This window comes from Tabrizicola sp. (assembly GCF_016792905.1).
Classification (GTDB): domain Bacteria; phylum Pseudomonadota; class Alphaproteobacteria; order Rhodobacterales; family Rhodobacteraceae; genus Tabrizicola.
Genome location: NZ_JAEULP010000083.1, coordinates 24,258 through 40,398 on the forward strand (window position 1 = coordinate 24,258; position 16,141 = coordinate 40,398).

The following is a 16,141-nucleotide window of genomic DNA, read 5'->3' on the forward strand; positions in this document are numbered from 1 at the left end:
GGTTATTCCTCGGCCTTCAGGCCTTCGGGGCGGGGCTTGGGCGCCAGGGTCTTTTCGGTGGGCGCGACCGACGGGCTGGTATCGCCCGAGAAATCGGGGCCGGTCGCCGCCGGGTTGGCCGTGGCAGAGCCGTCGGGAGCGGTTTCGCCCGCGCCCGTCTGGTCCGGGGTGCCGCCTGCCGGGTTGGTCTCGGTGACGGCATCGGCCCAGGTCGCCGCGGCGGTGCCCTTCAGCACGAATTCGATCCGGCGGTTGGCCTCGCGGCCTTCCTCGCTGCCGTTGTCGGCAATCGGCTGCGCCTCGCCGTAGCCCACAGCCGTCATGCCGGACACGTCGACCCGGCGGCCCTGCAGCGCCAGCAGCACCGCCTCGGCCCGGGCCTGGCTCAACGCCTGGTTGCCGCCTTCGGAGCCCTGGCTGTCGGTATGGCCGCCGATCTCCATCTGGATCGGCGGGCAATTGGCCAGGATCTTCGCAAGTTCGTCCAGGACGGGGCGGGCGGTGGTGGCGATCTCGGCGGACGAGGGCGTGAAGGTGATCTTCGTCCGTGCGATCACCGCGTTCACGTCGGCCACGCATTCCTCGGGCGTGGGCAGCGAAGCGACCGGGTCCAGCGCCTCGTCATAGCGGACGTTGACCTTGAAGGTCTGGCCCGGACCCAGGGCCTCGGACAGGATCTGGGTGATCTTGCCGCGCGCTGCCGTCGAGCCGGTGACGCCCGTCACCTCCACCAGGTCGGCGCGGACCAGAAGCTTGCCGTGGTCGACCTCGGCCAGCGCCTCGAGGCCCGCCAGCACCCGGACCGGCCAGCCGTCCGGCAGGGTCTCGTCCATCCGTGTCGCGGTCAGAACCTCCGACCCGGCAAAGGCCGACCGGGCGAAGGCATCGACCGCACTCCTCTGCCGCTCGTCGGTCAGACGGCCGCGCAGTTCCACCTTGCCGTCCTCGGCCAGGGTCGCGGTGAACTCGGCTGGGCCCTCGGTTGCGGTTTCCTTCTTCTCCAGCGTCGAGGTCAGCGAGAAGACGTCGGGCAGCCCGGTCTCCAGGTCGCCGACCACCTTGTCGAAGGTCGCCTGCGGCACATCGCTGCCCGCCAGGAGCGTGACGTCGGCATCCGAGAAGGTGATCGACCCCGAGCCCAGTTCCTTGACCGCCTTGATCGCCAGCGCCACCGCATCCGCCCAACGCGGGGTCGGCGTGCCAAGGCCGACCTGGCAGATCGGCGCCCCCTCGACCCCCGCCGCCGTCGCCGCCCGCAGGATCTGCGTCCGCGCGCGATCGGTATCGGCCGAGCAGCTGTCGAACCGCGCGCCCTCGGCATCGACGACGAAGCGCATGGTGAAGGGCGTGATCACCGGGCGCGGTGCGGAAATCTCCAGCACCAGTTGCACGTCCTTGGGCGCAATGGCGCGCAACTCGCCTTCCAGCTTGCGTTTCTGGTCCTCGCTGTCGGCAATGGCCTTCACCTCGACGCGGTCCGCGCTGACCGAGATTTTCGACAGCTGCAACCGCTCCAGCGCTTCCAGCCCGAAGGCCAGTGCCTCGTTCCAGGTGTCGGGCGCAGGGTAATCCGCCGTCTCCAGCATGTCGGGCAGTTCGGTCCCCTGCGCCAGCGCCGCTGCCGCTGCCGCCAGGTCTTCCTCCGACATCCCGCCCTCGCCGGGCTTTTCCGGGATCAGGCCGCTCAGCTGCACCTCGTCTTCCGTCCGCAGCATCTGCACCGAGAATTTCGGCGCCTCGATCCCCGTCGTCGGCGCGACATCCAGCCGGTCGCGGATGCGCGAGGTGTCGATCAGCGAACCCACCATGTTCACCGCGCGGAACCGCTCGGCCTCGCGCGGGGCGGTGCCGGTCAGGCGCACCTGCAACCCGTCGGTCGTGACGGTGATCCAGCCGATCCCCGCCTCGGCCAGCCGTGCCGTCACCACCTTGCTTGTCCGCGATTCGATCACCAGCGCCGCGCCATAGGCGACCGAGAACATCACTGCCGCCGCCAGGATGAAGGCCAGCAGCGCCAGGGTGGTCGTGGACAGCTTGCGTAGGTGCAGCAGCAACAGCTTGGATTCCGGAAGACTCAGACGGGTCATTGCGCCAAGTGCTTAGGGGTTCGCGCGTCCGGGTTCAACCAAGCCATGCAGCGACGGCAAGAAACGGCACGGGGATCAGCCCCGCGTCGCGGTTCGACCAGAAGGTCGTCCTGCACGAGGCCGGGTCGTCCAGGTCCAGTTGCCGCATCTGCCAGCCCATGTGCAGCCCCATTGCCCAGACCCCCGCCAGCGCCACCACGAAGGCCAGCGGCCGGTGCGCGCCCGCATGGGCCAGCACCACGGCAAGGGCGAAGAAGACCAGCGTCAGCCCGAAGAAGCCCCAGAGCCAGGCCCGGCTCTGGTCGCCGAACAGCCGCGCCGTCGACTTCACCCCGATCAGCGCGTCATCCTCGATGTCCTGATAGGCATAGATCGTGTCGTAATAGAGCGTCCAGGCGATCCCGCCCAGGTAAAGCGCCAGCGCCGCGGGCGGAACCTCGCCCGCATGGGCCGCCCAGGCCAGAAGCGCGCCCCAGTTGAACGCCAGCCCAAGGAAGACCTGCGGCCACCAGGTGAAGCGCTTGGCGAAGGGGTAGATCGCGACCAGCCCCAGCGAGGCGACCCCGAGCCCCACCGCCAGCCAGTTGTAGCTGAGCAGGATCACCGCCGCGAGAGCCGCCTGCACCGCCATCCAGACCAGCGCTGCCGTCACCGTCACCTGACCCGAGGGCAAGGGCCGCGACCGGGTTCGCGCCACCTGCGCGTCGATCTCGCGGTCGGTGATGTCGTTCCAGGTGCAGCCCGCCCCCCGCATCAGGAAGGCCCCGACCCCGCACGAGACCGCAAGCCACAGGTCCCACCCCCGGAACCCGCCCACGCCCCCCGCCAGCGCAGTTGCCCAGAGACAGGGGATCAGCAGGAGCCAGGTGCCGATCGGCCGGTCTGCCCGGCTCAACCGCAGGTAGGGCCGCGTCATCGTCGGCGCATACCGGTCCACCCAGTTCGCCTTCGGCGCATCCGCCACCTGTCCCGCCGGGACGGTCGCAAGGGTGTCCTCGGGGGCGGCCTCTGGCGTTTCGGGCACTTGCGACATAGGGTCCGGCTCATGGATGCGAAGATCAGGCTCTATGTAGATCAGCCGCTTGCCCCGGGGCAAGCCGTGCGCCTGTCGCCCGACCAGGCGCACTACCTGACCGGCGTCATGCGTCTGACCGCCGGAGCCGCCATCCTGATCTTCAACGGACGCGACGGCGAATGGCGCGCGACGCTGGCCGAGGCCGGGAAACGCGGCGCCATCGCCCTTCCCGACACGCAAACCAGGCCCCTCCACCTTCCGCCCGACCTCTGGCTCCTCTTCGCTCCGATCAAGAAGGCCCGCACCGATTTCATCGTCGAAAAGGCGGTGGAGCTTGGCGCCGCCCGCATCCTTCCCGTCCAGACCCGCCACACCAATTCCGAACGCATCCGGCAGGACCGCCTGCAGGCCCATGCGATCGAGGCCGCCGAGCAATGCGGCGCGACCTATGTTCCCGGGGTGACAGACCTCCAGCACCTCGACAAGCTGCTGACGAAATGGCCCGACGACCGCCGCCTCTACTGGTGCGACGAAACTGCCCTCGGCCAGCCCGCCAGCATTGCCCCCGCAACAGGCCCCGCCGCCATCCTGATCGGCCCCGAGGGCGGCTTCTCTGCCGAGGAAGCCGCCAGATTGCGCGGCAAGGCGAACGTGATCCCCCTCTCCCTCGGCCCCCGCATCCTGCGCGCCGACACGGCCGCTGTCGCCGCCCTCACCCTCTGGCAGGCCGCCTGCGGGGACTGGCGATGATCCGCGAACAGGGGCCCGAGGATCGCGCCCAGATCGAGGCCCTCCTCACCGCCCGCATCACCGAGGCGATGTTTCCGTTGGTGAACCTGCGTGACCACGACCTTGCCAAGGGCGACTTTCCCGGCCCGCACGACCACGCGATCCGCCTCTGGCGCACGGGCGACAGCCTCATTGCCCTGACGCGCGCCGGGATTCTTCTGCCGCTCCTCGACGGCATCCCCGACCTCTCTGGCCTGAAGGCCACCCTCCACGGCCTGAAAGTCACCGGGGCCGTCGGCCCCGCCGCCTCGGCGCGACCCATTCTGAACGCCCTCGGCCTCGACGGCCTGCCTGCCAATACCAACCGCGACGAGCCCGGCCTCACGCTGGACCTGACCCGTCTGGCAATTCCCGACCGTCCCGGCACCGCGCTCCGCCCGATCGTCCCGGACGACCTGCCCCTCCTCTCCGATTGGCGCGAGGCCTATGTCGGCGAAGTCCTTGGTCAGACCGGCACCTCCGCCCGAATTCGCGCCGAAGCCGAACTCGCGAGCTACCTTGCAAACGACAGCCACCGCCTTCTCCTCGATCACGGGACACCCGTCGCGATGACCGGCTTCAACGCCACCCTGCCGGAAATCGTTCAGGTCGGCGGCGTCTACACCCCGCCCGAACTGCGCGGGAAAGGCTATGCCCGCCGTGCCGTCGCCCTGCATCTGGCCGAGGCGCGCGCCTCCGGCGTCATCCGGGCCGTGCTTTTCGCCGCCTCCGACGCCGCGGCCCGGGCCTATCGCGCGATCGGCTTCCAGCCCGCCAAACCCTTCACCCTGTTCCTGCTCGCCACCCCCGCCCGGATCGAAGCATGAGCCTGATCCGCCCGGACCTCCTCGCCGCTGCCCGCCGCAATGCCGAGCTGCTGACGGCCCTTGCCCTTGCCCTTTTCGGCGGCTGGACGGCATGGCAGGGCGGCTACCTCCTCACGCCCCTCGGCCTCGCGCTTGTCGCGATGGGCGCGGGCTGGGCGCTGACCACCTGGCGCCGCCTCCGCTTCCAGCAAGAGGGCGAGGCCCCCGGCATCGTCCGCGTCACCGAAGCGCAGATCGCCTATTTCGGCCCCCGCGTTGGCGGCTTCGTCGGCCTGCCGGAGCTGACCGAAATCCGCCTCCTCACCCTCCGCGGCCGCCGCATCTGGAAGCTGAAACAGGCCGATGGCCAGCTTCTGCATATCCCGGTGGAATCCGACGGGGCCGAAGCATTGTTCGACGCCTTCGCAGCACTTCCGGGCATCGACATGGCCGCGCTGGTCGCGGCACTTGGGTCCGACGCCCCTCCGTCCGACAGCAAGGTGATCGCGCTGGCCGAAGTCGATCGCCTGATCTGGGCAAGGAAAGGTGCGGGCATCGTCTCGGTCTGAAAGGCTTCGCGAATATTCCTGGACCGTGACCGCTGTGTGACGCTCCGCAAAGCCGACAATTCTCCTGTTCAAATCCTAACAGATCTATAACGGCCACGCGCAACCTGTTGAAAACAGGGCATCGAATTTTCTGTCCACCGTGGACACCCCCGCCGCCCTCCGCGACCCCCCTTGACTTGCCTCCCGCCGCACGACACGTCTTGCCATCCGGTTTCCAAGGCCGGAGCCAAGGCCAACCAGCGAAGTCCCGGAGCCCGTCCCATGTCCATCCCTCAGTCCGGCGGCGGACCGATCGAAAGCTTCGACCAGCTCGCCGCCTACATGGAATCCGGCTGCAAGCCCAAGGAAGACTGGCGGATCGGGGCCGAGCACGAGAAATTCGGCTGGCTCACCGACACGCGTCAGCCGCTCCCCTACGCCGGCGACCGCTCCATCTCCGCGATTTTCGCCCTGCTTGAAGCCCGCTACGGCTGGGCGCCCCTGCGCGAGGGCGAGAACGTGATCGGCCTCACCCGCAACGGGGCCAACATCAGCCTGGAGCCTGGCGGGCAGTTCGAGCTGTCCGGGGCGCCGCTGACCTCGACACTGGACGTCGGGGCGGAACTGCAAGACCATCTCGACGAGGTCCGCTCCATCGCCGACCCGATGGGGGTGAAGTTCATGGGCATCGGTGCGGCCCCCGAATGGACCCACGACCAGATGCCGGTCATGCCCAAGGGCCGCTATCGGCTGATGACCGACTACATGGGCCGCGTGGGCACCCACGGCACGCAGATGATGTACCGGACCTGCACCGTGCAGGTGAACCTCGACTACGGTTCCGAAGCGGACTTCGTGCAGAAGCTTCGCGTGGCACTCGCCCTGCAACCCGTCGCCACCGCGCTTTTCGCCTCCTCGCCGTTCTTCGAGGGCAAGCTGAACGGCCACCGCAGCTGGCGGAGCCGCATCTGGCGCGGCCTTGACGACAGCCGGACCGGGATGCTGCCCTTCGCCTTCCAGCAGGGCATGGGCTTCCAGGCCTATGTCGACTGGGTGCTCGATGTGCCGATGTATTTCGTCTACCGCGACGGCCGGTACATCGACGCGCTCGGCCAGTCGTTCCGCGATTTCCTGGCGGGCAAGCTTCCCGCTTTGCCGGGGGAAAAGCCCACGCTGTCCGACTGGGCCGACCACATGACCACCGTCTTCCCCGAGGCGCGGGCGAAGAAGTTCATCGAGATGCGCGGTGCCGATTGCGGCGATCAGGCGCATATCGCGGCGCTGCCCGCCTTCTGGGTCGGGCTCATGTATGACCAGGCCGCCCTTGATGCCGCCTGGGACCTGGTGAAGGGCATCGACGCCGAGACCCGCGAAGGGCTGCGCGTCGCGGCCTCTGTCTCGGCCCTTCAAGGCGAAGCCGGAGGGGTCAAGCTCCTCGACCTTGCCCGCGCCGCCGTGGGCCTGTCGCACGCCGGGCTGGTCGCCCGTGGCCTGGGCGAGGAAGCGCAGCTTCTGCCGCTGGTGGAAAGCCTGAAGACCGGAAAGGTGCAGGCGGACAAGTGGCTCGACCTCTACAACGGCGCCTGGGGTCACAGCCTGGCCCCGCTCTACGAGGCTTCCTCGCTTTAAGGACCGATCATGCGCACCGATTTCGACCGCGAGCTGGAAGAGCGTCTCATCCGCTACTGCACCATCGACACCCAGAGTGACGAAGACAGCAAGACCGCCCCCAGTACCGCGCGGCAGTTCGACCTGCTGAACCTTCTGGTCGAGGAACTGCGCGGGATCGGGGCCGAGGAGGTGACGCTCACCGACTATGGCACCGTCCTTGCCACTGTTCCGGCGACGGCCAACGGGCCAACCATCGGCCTGCTGGCCCATGTCGACACCGCGCCCGCCTTCAACGCCACCGGCGTCAAGCCACGGGTGATCCGGGGCTACAACGGCGGGCCGATCCGCTTTCCCGATGCGCCCGACCTGGAACTGTCGCCCGAAGTCTCGCCCTATCTCGGTACGCGGCTGGGGCATGATATCGTCACCGCCTCGGGCACCACGCTGCTGGGCGCTGATGACAAGTCCGGGGTGGCGGTCATCATGGCGACGGCGCGGCACCTGATTGCCAACCCCGACATCGCACACGGGAAGCTCCGCATCGCTTTCACCCCGGACGAGGAAATCGGGCGCGGGGTCGATCCGCGGCTCGCCGGGGACATTGCCGCCGACTTCGCCTATACGCTCGACGGTGGCGCAGTGGGCGAGATCGAATATGAAAGCTTTTCCGCCGACGGGGCGGTTGTGCGGATCGAGGGCGTCTCGGTCCACCCCGGCACCGCCAAGGACAAGCTGGTGAACGCGCTGCACCTTGGTGCGAAGATCATCGCCACCCTGCCGCAAGTGCGCCTGACACCGGAGACGACCGAGGAGCGCGAGGGCTTCCTCATGATCTACGAGATGCGCGGCACGGCGGCGGACTGCCAGCTGCGCTTCATCCTGCGTGACTTTGAACTGGACGGGCTGGCCGCCAAGGGTGCGCTGCTGCGGCAGGTCTGCGAGACGGTCGCGGCGACCGAACCGCGCGCGAAGATCACCTGCGAGATCAAGCCGCAGTATCGCAACATGCGCTACTGGCTGGAGAAGGACATGGCCCCGGTCGAGCTGGCGCACGGCGCCTGCCGCGATCTTGGGGTCGAGCCGAAGTCGGTGCCGATCCGTGGCGGGACCGACGGCTCGCGGTTGACCGAAATGGGCGTGCCCTGTCCGAACGTCTTCACCGGCATGCAGGAACTGCACGGTCCGCGCGAATGGATTTCGGTGCAGGACATGGCGCTTGCGACCCGCGTCGTGCTGCGGCTGGTCGAGAAGGCGGCCCAGCCGGGATAGCGCCGCAGCTTGGTTGCGATACGGTAAAGGTCCACAAGCAAGCCATTGATCTTGCTAGATCGGTGAAACCTGTCCCCCGTGGACGGTCAGGTCTTCTTCTGCCCGATCCTTGGCTCGGTCCCCGCCTTCAGCCGGGTCAGGTTCGCCGAATGCCGGACATAGACCAGCAGGGTCAGGACCAGCGCAAGGACCAGAAGGGTCGCGTCCGTCAACCACAGGATCCAAAGTCCCGCACTCGCGGCCGCAATCAGCGCCGCGATCGAGGAATACCGGGTCACGATCGCCGTAACCAGCCAGGTCAGGCAGAGCGCAATCCCCACCCGCCAGTCGAGCGCGAGGAAGATCCCGAGGAAGGTTGCCACGCCCTTTCCGCCCCGGAACCCCAGCCAGACCGGAAAGAGATGTCCCAGGAAAGCCGCGAGCCCCGCGACCTGCGCCGCGTCCTCGCCGCCGAACAGCCAGCGGGCCATGAGCACCGCCACCGCCCCCTTTCCGCCGTCCAGAAGCAAGGTGGCCAGCGCGGCGCCCTTGTTTCCGGTCCGCAAGACATTGGTCGCGCCGATGTTGCCCGACCCGATGGAGCGCAGGTCGCCCAGCCCCATCGTCCGGGTGACGAGGATGCCGAAGGGGATCGAGCCCAGAAGATAGCCCAGCACGGCGGTCACGAGGAGCATCCCTTGCGAAGTCACGAAGTCAGGCATGTCTCACTCTTCCGCCGCAAAGACCTGGGCCCCGCCGACCCAGGTCGCCAGCACCTTACCCTCCATCCGCGCGCCGTCAAACGGGGTGTTCTTCGACTTGGACCTGAGCTTGAAGCGGTCGAGCAGGAAGGGGGCATCAGGGTCGAAAAGGATGAGGTCGGCAGGAGCCTTCAGGGCCAGCCGTCCCTGCGGCAGGCCCAGCCGATTGGCCGGATTCAGCGCCATGGCCCGGAACAGCGCGGGCAGGTCGAGGTGTCCGGCATGGTAGAGGCGCATTGCGGCGGGCAGGAAGGTTTCCAGGGCGACGGCACCGGCAGCGGCATCCTCGAAGGGCAGGCGCTTCGATTCCTCGTCGGCGGGGGTGTGTAGCGAAGAGATCACGTCGATGGTCCCGTCCGCGACCGCCGCGACGATGGCAAGCCGGTCCTGTTCCGAGCGCAGCGGCGGGGTGAACTTGAAGAAGGTCCGGTAGTCGCCGACGTCGAATTCGTTCAGCGTCAGATGGTGGATCGAGGTGCCCGCCGTCACGTCCAGCCCCGTGGCCTTGGCCCGGGCCAGCGCAGGCAGAGCCCTGGCCGTGGTGATCTGGTCGGCGTGGTAGCGCACGCCTGTCATCTCGACCAGCGCCAGGTCACGCTCCAGCCCCATGCGCTCGGCCATCGGCGACACGGCCGGGATGCCGCGCAGGCTGGCGAACTTGCCCGAGGTCGCCGACGCGCCCGAGGACAGCCCGGGGTCCTGCGGATGACCGACGACCAGCGCGCCCAGCGACTTTGCATAGGCCATGGCGCGGGTGATGGCCTTGGCCTCGGTCGAGACCCGGAACACATCGGAGAACGCAATCGCGCCCGCATCGCGCAGGAAGCCGATCTCGGTCATCTCGCGGCCGTCGCGGGCCTTGGTCAGGGCGGCCATGTGGCGGATGCGGACCGGGGCCTCACTGGCGCGGCGGGTGACGAACTCCAGCGTCTCGGGCGTGTCGATGGCGGGGTTGGTATCGGGGCGGGCGATGATCGTCGTCACGCCGCCCGCGGCAGCCGCAAGCCCTGCCGAGCGGAAGCTTTCGCGGTGCCGCTCGCCCGGCTCGCCGATCTTGACGCCCCAGTCGACGATGCCGGGGGCAAGGCATTTGCCGCCGCAGTCGACCACCACCGCGCCCTTGGGTACTTTTTCGTCGCGCGACAGGATCGCCCCGCCCTTCACCGTGAGAGTGCCCGGAACATCCGTCCCGGCCTCGGGGTCGATCAGGCGGGCATTGGCGAAGTGCAGTGTGGTCATGGGTGGCTCGTCCGAAGGGCTGGCCCGATATGCGACGGCGCGAGGGGCTTGTCCACCGGAACCCGCCTATCGCAGGGCCAGCCAGAGCGCGACCAGCGCCACAAGCGCGAGCGCCGCTCCGAGAAGCAGCAGGGCCGAGCCAGGCCGCTGCGGCGTGGCGTCGGGCGGCAGCACCGGGTTCAGGATGCCCTGCGCTGCCGTTGTGGGCAGCGGCTCGAAATGCACCGGGGAACGGTCCTCGGCATAGGTGCCGACCAGCGTCAAGCGGGGATCGAGCGTCAGGGTGGCTTCGCGCCCGTGCAGCGCCTTCGACAGAAGGATCAGGACCGGCCCCCGCAGGGCGTCCAGCCGCGGACGGTCGGCGGCGAGCGCGGCATCGGGGACGCCGAGGCCCTCGGCAAGGTAGCCCGCAAGATGGAGGTTGGTGAGGTCAGCCATATCGAACAGCTCGACAAAGGCGGGGTCGAGGTTCGCATCGCCGAGCAACTGGGCAACAAGCGTGGCTTTGTCACGCTGCATCTCCTCGGGCGTCAGCGCCGCCGAGAAGACGCGGACGCCGGTGCGGTCATGGGCGGGGATGGTCAGCTGGGTCATCGGCGGCTCTCCATGATGCCGGTGGCAGCGGCGGCGGGATCGGCCAGATACTTGATCAGGTGCCGGTCGCCGGTCGAGGTGGTGATCTGGACGGCCCCCAGAAAGACCTTGGCCGAGGCCAGCTGCGCAAGCGGAATGGCCCGCGCACCGGGTCCGAGAAGCCGGTGGTCGGTCAGCCGCCAGACATCGCCCATAGCCTCCGGCGCAAGGAAGGCCGCGCGCGCGCCGATGGCGAGGACGGCGCCGAAAGGCCCGGCAACGGGGTAGGGATTGCCGAGCAAGATCAGGATCAGCCCGGCGGCGGTACCCAGAACCACGGCAAGGATCAGGTGGCTGCGCCAATAGGCCAGCCGGTCGGCCCTGAATTCGGCCACCACCCTCTCGCCGTCCTGCAGGGGGACGGTTCGGGCCAGGATGCTGTCGGGTTCGATCCGGGCCATCAGGCGATCCAGACGATGAGGGTGGTGAAGAGCGCGATGAAGACGAGAACCGCCACGGCCACCATGCCGCCCTGGCGCATCTCCTCCCTGGTGGGCTTGCGGTCGGGGTCGGGGGTCATTCGGCCTTGCCCTGCAACTCGCGGATCAGAAGGAACACCTTCTCACCCTCGGCGATGTTTTCAAAGCCCGCTTTCGTCGTGCCGAGATCGCCGTCCGAGTCGCGTTCCAGCCGGGCGTGCAGCCAGACGGTGCCCGCGCGCGTGCCGGGCTCCAGCTCCAGCGCGGTGGAGGGGAGAATGGGGTAGACCTTCAGGCTGGGGAAGCGACCGCTGCGGGCGATATAGGCGGCGCGGGTGGTCAACGCATAGCGGATGTCGCGGCTTGCGGTGCGCGCCTCGACCAGCGGGCCGAAGACAAGGAAGGCGCCCAAGCCGCCGAAGGGCAGGGCGAAGGCGGTGAGGAAGAGCGCGAGCCCTGCGTCCGAGGTGGTGGGGGCCTGGGTCAGCCGATGCAGGCCGTAGAAGAAGAGCGCCAGGCCGATGGTCAGGAAGGGGAGGCCGAAACACATCAGGAAGATCGCCTTGCCGCGCTGGTGCAGACCGGGAACGGGGGTGCCTTCCCAGAGGACGGTTTCGCCAGGGCGCAAGCGACCCTGCCAGCCGGGCGTCACACCATCGCCCCCACGATCTTCCGCCCCCGTTCCGCCCGCAGGTTCCGCGCCAGGAGGTCCATGCAGGCCATCCGCACGGCCACCCCCATCTCAACCTGATCCTGGATCACGCTCCGGTTGATGTCGTCGGCAAGATCGCCGTCGATCTCCACCCCCCGGTTCATCGGGCCGGGGTGCATGACGATGGCCTCGGGGCTGGCGGCCGCCAGCTTCTCGGCGTCGAGACCGTAGCGGTGGTAGTATTCCCGCTCGGACGGGATGAAGCCGCCGTCCATCCGTTCCTTCTGCAGCCGCAGCATCATCACCACGTCCGCGCCCTTCAGCCCCTCGCGCATGTCGTCGAAAAGCTCGCAGCCGAAGTCCTCGACGCCCGAGGGCATCAAGGTGGGGGGCGCGATCAGGCGCAGGCGGTTTTCCATCTTGCCGAGCAGGATCAGGTTCGACCGTGCGACGCGGGAATGGGCAATGTCGCCGCAGATGGCGATGGTCAGGCGCTGGATGCGGCCCTTGGCGCGGCGGATGGTGAGGGCGTCGAGAAGCGCCTGCGTCGGGTGCTCGTGCCGCCCGTCGCCCGCGTTCAGGACGGCGCAATCCACCTTCTGCGCCAACAGGTTCACCGCGCCCGAAGCCCCGTGCCGCACGACGAGCAGGTCCGGGTGCATCGCGTTCAGCGTCATCGCGGTGTCGATCAGGGTCTCGCCCTTCTTTACCGAAGAATTCGCCACCGACATGTTCATCACGTCCGCCCCGAGCCGTTTCCCGGCCAGTTCGAAAGACGACTGCGTTCGGGTCGAATTCTCGAAGAAGAGGTTGATCTGCGTCATCCCGGCCAGCACGTCGGACTGTTTCACGGTGCGGCGGTTCAGGTCGACATAGCGCTCGGCCAGGTCGAGGACGGTGGTGATCTCCAGGGGCGCAAGCTGTTCGATCCCCAGCAGGTGGCGGGCGCGGAAGGCCATGTCTGTCCCCTTGTCCTCTTTCCCCCTCTATCGCAAAGCCGGGGGAGGGCGGCAACCTACTTCCGCCGCAGATGTTCTTCCAGACGGGGCATGATCTCGACGAAGTTGCAGGGGCGGTGGCGGCTGTCGAGCTGGGGCTTCAGGATCTCGTCCCAGGCATCGCGGCAGGCGCCGGGAGAGCCGGGGAGGGCAAAGAGATAGGTTCCTCCGGCGACACCTCCGGTCGCCCGGCTCTGAACGGCGGAGGTGCCGATCTTCTGCATGGAAACCACGGTGAATACGGTACCGAAGGCCTCGATCTCCTTCTCGTAGACTTCGCGGTGCGCCTCCACCGTGACGTCGCGGCCGGTGAGGCCGGTGCCGCCGGTGGTCAGGATCACGTCTACGGCAGGATCGGCGATCCAGCCTTTCAACCGGGTGACGATGGCGGGGCGGTCGTCGGGGACGATGCCGCGGTCGGCCAAGACATGCCCGGCCTCGACAAGCCGCTCGACCAGTGTGTCGCCGGACTTGTCCGTCGCCACCGTGCGGCTGTCGCTCACGGTCAGGACGGCGATGCGGACCGGGTGGAAGGGAAGGGAATCATCGATGCGGGACATGGGCTCAGCTCCGGGGCATCAGCGCGAGCCGCAGGGCCAGCGCGCCGAAGATCGTGGCGCTGATCCGGCTAAGCCATCGGGATAGCCCCGCCGACCGTGCCACGCGCTGGCCGATGGACCCGGCGAACAGACCCACAGCACCGTTCACGACCAGCCCGCCCAGAGAGAAGACGACGCCCAGGGTCAGGAACTGCGGCAGGATCGCGCGGGTGGGGTCGACGAATTGCGGCAGGAAGGCGAGGATGAAGAGAATGACCTTCGGGTTCAACAGGTTGACCATCAGCCCCTGCCAGAAAGCCCTTGCGGTCGAGGTCGGCGTCACCTGCGCCTCGGTAGCGAAGGGCGAGGAGCGCAGTGCCGCGACCGCCAGCCACAGAAGATAGCCGACCCCCAGCCAGCGGATCGCCTCGAACGCCGCCGGATGGGCGGCGACCAGCGCCCCAAGGCCAAGCGCCGCCAAGAGGGTGTGGATCATCCCACCCGTCGCGATGCCGAAGTTGGCGGCCATCGCGGGCCGCCTCCCGGATTTCAGCCCCTGACCCAGGCAGAACATCATGTCCGCCCCCGGCGTCAGGTTCAGCGCGAGGCCAGCAGGGACGAAGGCGAGGAGGGTGAGCGGTTCGACGGGAAGCATCAGCGCAGCCTTTGTTGCAGGGACAGCAGGTCGGCCCAGGCCTCGCGCTTGGCCGAAGGGTTGCGGAGGAGATAGGCGGGGTGGGTCATCGGAAGCAGAGGTTTTCCAAGGGCTTGCGACCAGTGACCCCGCGCCCGCAGGATGCCCCTCGTCCCGGTCAGCGCGAAAAGCGGCGTGTTCCCCAGGACGACGATCACCAGTGGATCGACCAGCGCGATGTGGCGCTGGACGAACGGCAGCATCATCGCGATCTCGGCCGGTTCGGGGTCGCGGTTGCCGGGGGGGCGCCAGGGCATCACGTTGGTGATGTAGAGCGCGTTTTCCGCGTCGGGACTGCCGCGCGACAGGCTGATGGCGGCAAACATCCGGTCGAGAAGCTGCCCGGCGCGACCGACGAAGGGTCGGCCCTCGCGGTCTTCCTCGGCCCCAGGAGCCTCGCCCAGGATCAGGACCCGGGCCTTCGGGTTGCCGTCGGCGAAGACGGTGTTCCGCGCGCCCTTCTTCAGGTCGCAGAGGTCAAATCCGGCGATCGCCTCGCGGAGGGCCTCCAGCGTCGCGGCGTCGGCGGCTGCGGCCTGTGCCACGGCGACCGGGTCGGCACCCGCATCCGGCGTGGGCGGCGGAGAGGAAGGCTTTGCGGCCAGTGGCTTGGGAGTCTCGGTCGCAAGTTCGTAGCGGTTGATCGGGGCATCGCCGATCGCCTCGTCCGCGCCCGCCTCGACCTCCCAGGCCAGGGCGGCGAGGGCGGCATGCCAGTCGTCAGCGATCTCGGTGTCGACTTCGGTGGCGATTCCCATGGGCGGAGACTAGGCCCTGCGCGGGGGGGCCACAACCGGTCAGGACGCAGTACTCAGGGCGCCGGGCAGCCCTTGACCTCGACGGCGCCGCCGGCGGCGAGGATGGTCAGGGTGATCCCCGATCGGTCGAGCGCGAAGGGCGCGCCGTTCGGCGGGACCAGTTCGGTCATGCTGACCAGCTCGCCCCCCTGGCGCTGGGTGACAGCTTCGGCGACCCAGACCTCGCGGTTTGCAGTCTCGAAGGCTACAACCTCTGGATGGCCGGGATCGGGGAGCCGGACGCGGGCGGTGAGGCGCAACCCGTCGCTGATCGGGTCGACCTGGCATGCGACCCCCGTCACCCCGGCCTCGCCCGCCGTGGCAGCCTGTTCGCGCAGCGCGGCCTTGATGCTGGCATCGGGAGAACCGGGGGCCGTCAGGTCGGAGGACAGTTCCACCATCGCGGGCAGGCAGATTTCATCACAGACCCCCAGCGCCATCACCAGCGAGAGCCGCACGGGGCGCGAGGGGTCCTCCGGGGTGATTTCCACTGGCAGGACAAGGCGTTCGTGGTAGCCGATGGTCTGCATTCCGTTCGCCTCGAACACCTCGGGCGCGGGCCAGTGCAGCCGGACGGACTTCACGTTCTCGGACCCCGACCAGTCGAAGCTCGGCGGGATGCCCGCATCGCCCGGACTGCGCCAGTAAGTCTTCCAGCCGGGGGCGAGCTGAAGCTCGACTGCAGCCATGTAACCGCCATTTTCCATTTGCCATCCGGGCCTTAGCTGGGCCGCAAGGACATCGTCCTGCGTCGTGGCAAGGGCGGGTGAGGCCAGGAGGGCAAGGGTGGCGAAGGCTTTGATCATGGGGCGAACATAGGAAAACCAGCGGGATTGGGAAATCACCTTTCGGCGAAGCGTTGTGAGCGTGACATCATGGCTGCGGCGCGGGACTTGTGGGTCGGGGCCTCGGGGTCCATGTTTGGGGCATGAGTTTGGGGGTGCCGATGGACCTTGCCGGACAGATCCTGATCGCCATGCCGGGGATGGCGGACCCGCGTTTTGAGCGGAGCGTCGTGCTGATCTGTGCCCATTCGGAGGAAGGGGCGATGGGGCTGATCGTCAACAAGCCGTTGGAAGATTTAAGCTTTTCCGGGCTTCTGGAGCATCTGAACATCCCCCTCGGACCTGCGGGCCGCGACATCCGGGTGCTCTTTGGCGGGCCGGTGGAGAGGGGGCGGGGGTTCGTCCTGCACTCCGCCGACTGGGAGCGGGAGGGCGAGGGCACGATGCAGGTGCCGGGCGGGCTGGAGATGACCGCGACGGTGAACATCCTGGAGGCTTTGGCGAAGGGTGAGGGTCCGGGCAAGGCCTTGCTGGCGCTGGG

General features: G+C 68.3%; 18 protein-coding genes. 6 read left to right on the forward strand and 12 right to left on the reverse strand.

From position 1 onward, the window contains the following. Positions 1-2: 2 nt before the first annotated feature. Both JNL31_RS17220 and ubiA read right to left on the reverse strand, forming a co-directional pair. The gene (locus JNL31_RS17220) at positions 3-2,087 is read right to left on the reverse strand and encodes an OmpA family protein (RefSeq protein ID WP_294975938.1); all 2,085 of its coding nucleotides are present in this window, start codon (positions 2,085-2,087) and stop codon (positions 3-5) included. A 34-nt stretch (positions 2,088-2,121) separates the two neighbouring features. Next, the gene (gene ubiA, locus JNL31_RS17225; RefSeq protein WP_294975940.1) at positions 2,122-3,120 is read right to left on the reverse strand and encodes a 4-hydroxybenzoate octaprenyltransferase; all 999 of its coding nucleotides are present in this window, start codon (positions 3,118-3,120) and stop codon (positions 2,122-2,124) included. Positions 3,121-3,132: 12 nt separating this feature from the next. Between ubiA and JNL31_RS17230 the strand changes: the two genes are divergently transcribed. The 5 genes from JNL31_RS17230 (at position 3,133) to pepT (ending at position 8,104) form a co-directional block, all read left to right on the forward strand. Continuing rightward, positions 3,133-3,852 carry a 16S rRNA (uracil(1498)-N(3))-methyltransferase gene (locus tag JNL31_RS17230; RefSeq protein ID WP_294975942.1) on the forward strand — a complete coding sequence of 240 codons (720 nt, stop codon included), beginning with the start codon at positions 3,133-3,135 and terminating at the stop codon, positions 3,850-3,852. Further along, the gene (locus JNL31_RS17235; RefSeq protein WP_294975945.1) at positions 3,849-4,697 is read left to right on the forward strand and encodes a GNAT family N-acetyltransferase; all 849 of its coding nucleotides are present in this window, start codon (positions 3,849-3,851) and stop codon (positions 4,695-4,697) included. The genes JNL31_RS17230 and JNL31_RS17235 overlap by 4 nt, the downstream gene beginning before the upstream one ends. Further along, a complete protein-coding gene (locus tag JNL31_RS17240; protein ID WP_294975948.1) occupies positions 4,694-5,245 on the forward strand; it encodes a hypothetical protein in 552 nt (183 codons plus the stop codon). Before JNL31_RS17235 ends, JNL31_RS17240 begins: the two co-directional genes overlap by 4 nt. 261 nt (positions 5,246-5,506) lie before the next feature. After that, a complete protein-coding gene (locus JNL31_RS17245) occupies positions 5,507-6,853 on the forward strand; it encodes a glutamate--cysteine ligase (RefSeq protein WP_294975951.1) in 1,347 nt (448 codons plus the stop codon). Positions 6,854-6,862: 9 nt separating this feature from the next. Beyond that, positions 6,863-8,104: a peptidase T gene (gene pepT / locus JNL31_RS17250; protein ID WP_294975954.1), complete on the forward strand. Its 1,242-nt coding sequence runs from the start codon at positions 6,863-6,865 to the stop codon at positions 8,102-8,104. A gap of 86 nt (positions 8,105-8,190) precedes the next feature. On the opposite strand, the gene plsY is transcribed toward pepT, so the two are convergent. The 10 genes from plsY to JNL31_RS17300 form a co-directional block, all read right to left on the reverse strand. Next, positions 8,191-8,805: a glycerol-3-phosphate 1-O-acyltransferase PlsY gene (gene plsY / locus JNL31_RS17255; protein ID WP_294975956.1), complete on the reverse strand. Its 615-nt coding sequence runs from the start codon at positions 8,803-8,805 to the stop codon at positions 8,191-8,193. A 3-nt stretch (positions 8,806-8,808) separates the two neighbouring features. Beyond that, on the reverse strand, positions 8,809-10,083 hold the full coding sequence (gene pyrC / locus JNL31_RS17260) for a dihydroorotase (protein ID WP_294975959.1): 1,275 nt from the start codon (positions 10,081-10,083) through the stop codon (positions 8,809-8,811). Positions 10,084-10,149: 66 nt separating this feature from the next. Beyond that, on the reverse strand, positions 10,150-10,677 hold the full coding sequence (locus tag JNL31_RS17265; protein WP_294975961.1) for a hypothetical protein: 528 nt from the start codon (positions 10,675-10,677) through the stop codon (positions 10,150-10,152). Continuing rightward, the gene (locus JNL31_RS17270) at positions 10,674-11,117 is read right to left on the reverse strand and encodes a hypothetical protein (RefSeq protein WP_294975963.1); all 444 of its coding nucleotides are present in this window, start codon (positions 11,115-11,117) and stop codon (positions 10,674-10,676) included. The genes JNL31_RS17265 and JNL31_RS17270 overlap by 4 nt, the downstream gene beginning before the upstream one ends. A 115-nt stretch (positions 11,118-11,232) precedes the next feature. Next, complete coding sequence (locus JNL31_RS17275) at positions 11,233-11,763, reverse strand: hypothetical protein (RefSeq protein WP_294975965.1); 531 nt, start codon at positions 11,761-11,763, stop codon at positions 11,233-11,235. Positions 11,764-11,783: 20 nt separating this feature from the next. Further along, on the reverse strand, positions 11,784-12,746 hold the full coding sequence (locus JNL31_RS17280; protein ID WP_294975967.1) for an aspartate carbamoyltransferase catalytic subunit: 963 nt from the start codon (positions 12,744-12,746) through the stop codon (positions 11,784-11,786). A 56-nt stretch (positions 12,747-12,802) separates the two neighbouring features. Continuing rightward, complete coding sequence (moaB, locus tag JNL31_RS17285) at positions 12,803-13,345, reverse strand: molybdenum cofactor biosynthesis protein B (protein ID WP_294975969.1); 543 nt, start codon at positions 13,343-13,345, stop codon at positions 12,803-12,805. A 4-nt stretch (positions 13,346-13,349) separates the two neighbouring features. Continuing rightward, entirely contained in the window at positions 13,350-13,979 is a 630-nt protein-coding gene (locus JNL31_RS17290; RefSeq protein ID WP_294975972.1) for a LysE family translocator, read from the reverse strand. Then, the gene (locus tag JNL31_RS17295) at positions 13,979-14,776 is read right to left on the reverse strand and encodes a uracil-DNA glycosylase (RefSeq protein WP_294975974.1); all 798 of its coding nucleotides are present in this window, start codon (positions 14,774-14,776) and stop codon (positions 13,979-13,981) included. The genes JNL31_RS17290 and JNL31_RS17295 overlap by 1 nt, the downstream gene beginning before the upstream one ends. Before the next feature lie 53 nt (positions 14,777-14,829). Beyond that, positions 14,830-15,621, reverse strand: coding sequence for a protein-disulfide reductase DsbD domain-containing protein (locus JNL31_RS17300; protein ID WP_294975977.1), 792 nt, complete (start codon positions 15,619-15,621; stop codon positions 14,830-14,832). Positions 15,622-15,761: 140 nt separating this feature from the next. On the opposite strand from JNL31_RS17300, the gene JNL31_RS17305 reads away from it, so the two are divergent. Next, on the forward strand, positions 15,762-16,141 hold a 380-nt coding region (locus JNL31_RS17305), incomplete at its 3' end, for a YqgE/AlgH family protein (protein WP_294975982.1).

Bases quoted from the DNA above. Each gene is read 5' to 3' on its own strand.
- pyrC (WP_294975959.1), bottom strand. From the start codon at position 10,083: ATGACCACACTGCACTTCGCCAATGCCCGCCTGATCGACCCCGAGGCC.
- ubiA (WP_294975940.1), bottom strand. From the start codon at position 3,120: ATGTCGCAAGTGCCCGAAACGCCAGAGGCCGCCCCCGAGGACACCCTT.
- JNL31_RS17280 (WP_294975967.1), bottom strand. From the start codon at position 12,746: ATGGCCTTCCGCGCCCGCCACCTGCTGGGGATCGAACAGCTTGCGCCC.
- JNL31_RS17295 (WP_294975974.1), bottom strand. From the start codon at position 14,776: ATGGGAATCGCCACCGAAGTCGACACCGAGATCGCTGACGACTGGCAT.
- JNL31_RS17300 (WP_294975977.1), bottom strand. From the start codon at position 15,621: ATGATCAAAGCCTTCGCCACCCTTGCCCTCCTGGCCTCACCCGCCCTT.
- JNL31_RS17265 (WP_294975961.1), bottom strand. From the start codon at position 10,677: ATGACCCAGCTGACCATCCCCGCCCATGACCGCACCGGCGTCCGCGTC.
- plsY (WP_294975956.1), bottom strand. From the start codon at position 8,805: ATGCCTGACTTCGTGACTTCGCAAGGGATGCTCCTCGTGACCGCCGTG.
- pepT (WP_294975954.1), top strand. From the start codon at position 6,863: ATGCGCACCGATTTCGACCGCGAGCTGGAAGAGCGTCTCATCCGCTAC.
- JNL31_RS17290 (WP_294975972.1), bottom strand. From the start codon at position 13,979: ATGCTTCCCGTCGAACCGCTCACCCTCCTCGCCTTCGTCCCTGCTGGC.
- JNL31_RS17230 (WP_294975942.1), top strand. From the start codon at position 3,133: ATGGATGCGAAGATCAGGCTCTATGTAGATCAGCCGCTTGCCCCGGGG.
- JNL31_RS17220 (WP_294975938.1), bottom strand. From the start codon at position 2,087: ATGACCCGTCTGAGTCTTCCGGAATCCAAGCTGTTGCTGCTGCACCTA.
- JNL31_RS17240 (WP_294975948.1), top strand. From the start codon at position 4,694: ATGAGCCTGATCCGCCCGGACCTCCTCGCCGCTGCCCGCCGCAATGCC.
- JNL31_RS17245 (WP_294975951.1), top strand. From the start codon at position 5,507: ATGTCCATCCCTCAGTCCGGCGGCGGACCGATCGAAAGCTTCGACCAG.
- moaB (WP_294975969.1), bottom strand. From the start codon at position 13,345: ATGTCCCGCATCGATGATTCCCTTCCCTTCCACCCGGTCCGCATCGCC.
- JNL31_RS17235 (WP_294975945.1), top strand. From the start codon at position 3,849: ATGATCCGCGAACAGGGGCCCGAGGATCGCGCCCAGATCGAGGCCCTC.
- JNL31_RS17270 (WP_294975963.1), bottom strand. From the start codon at position 11,117: ATGGCCCGGATCGAACCCGACAGCATCCTGGCCCGAACCGTCCCCCTG.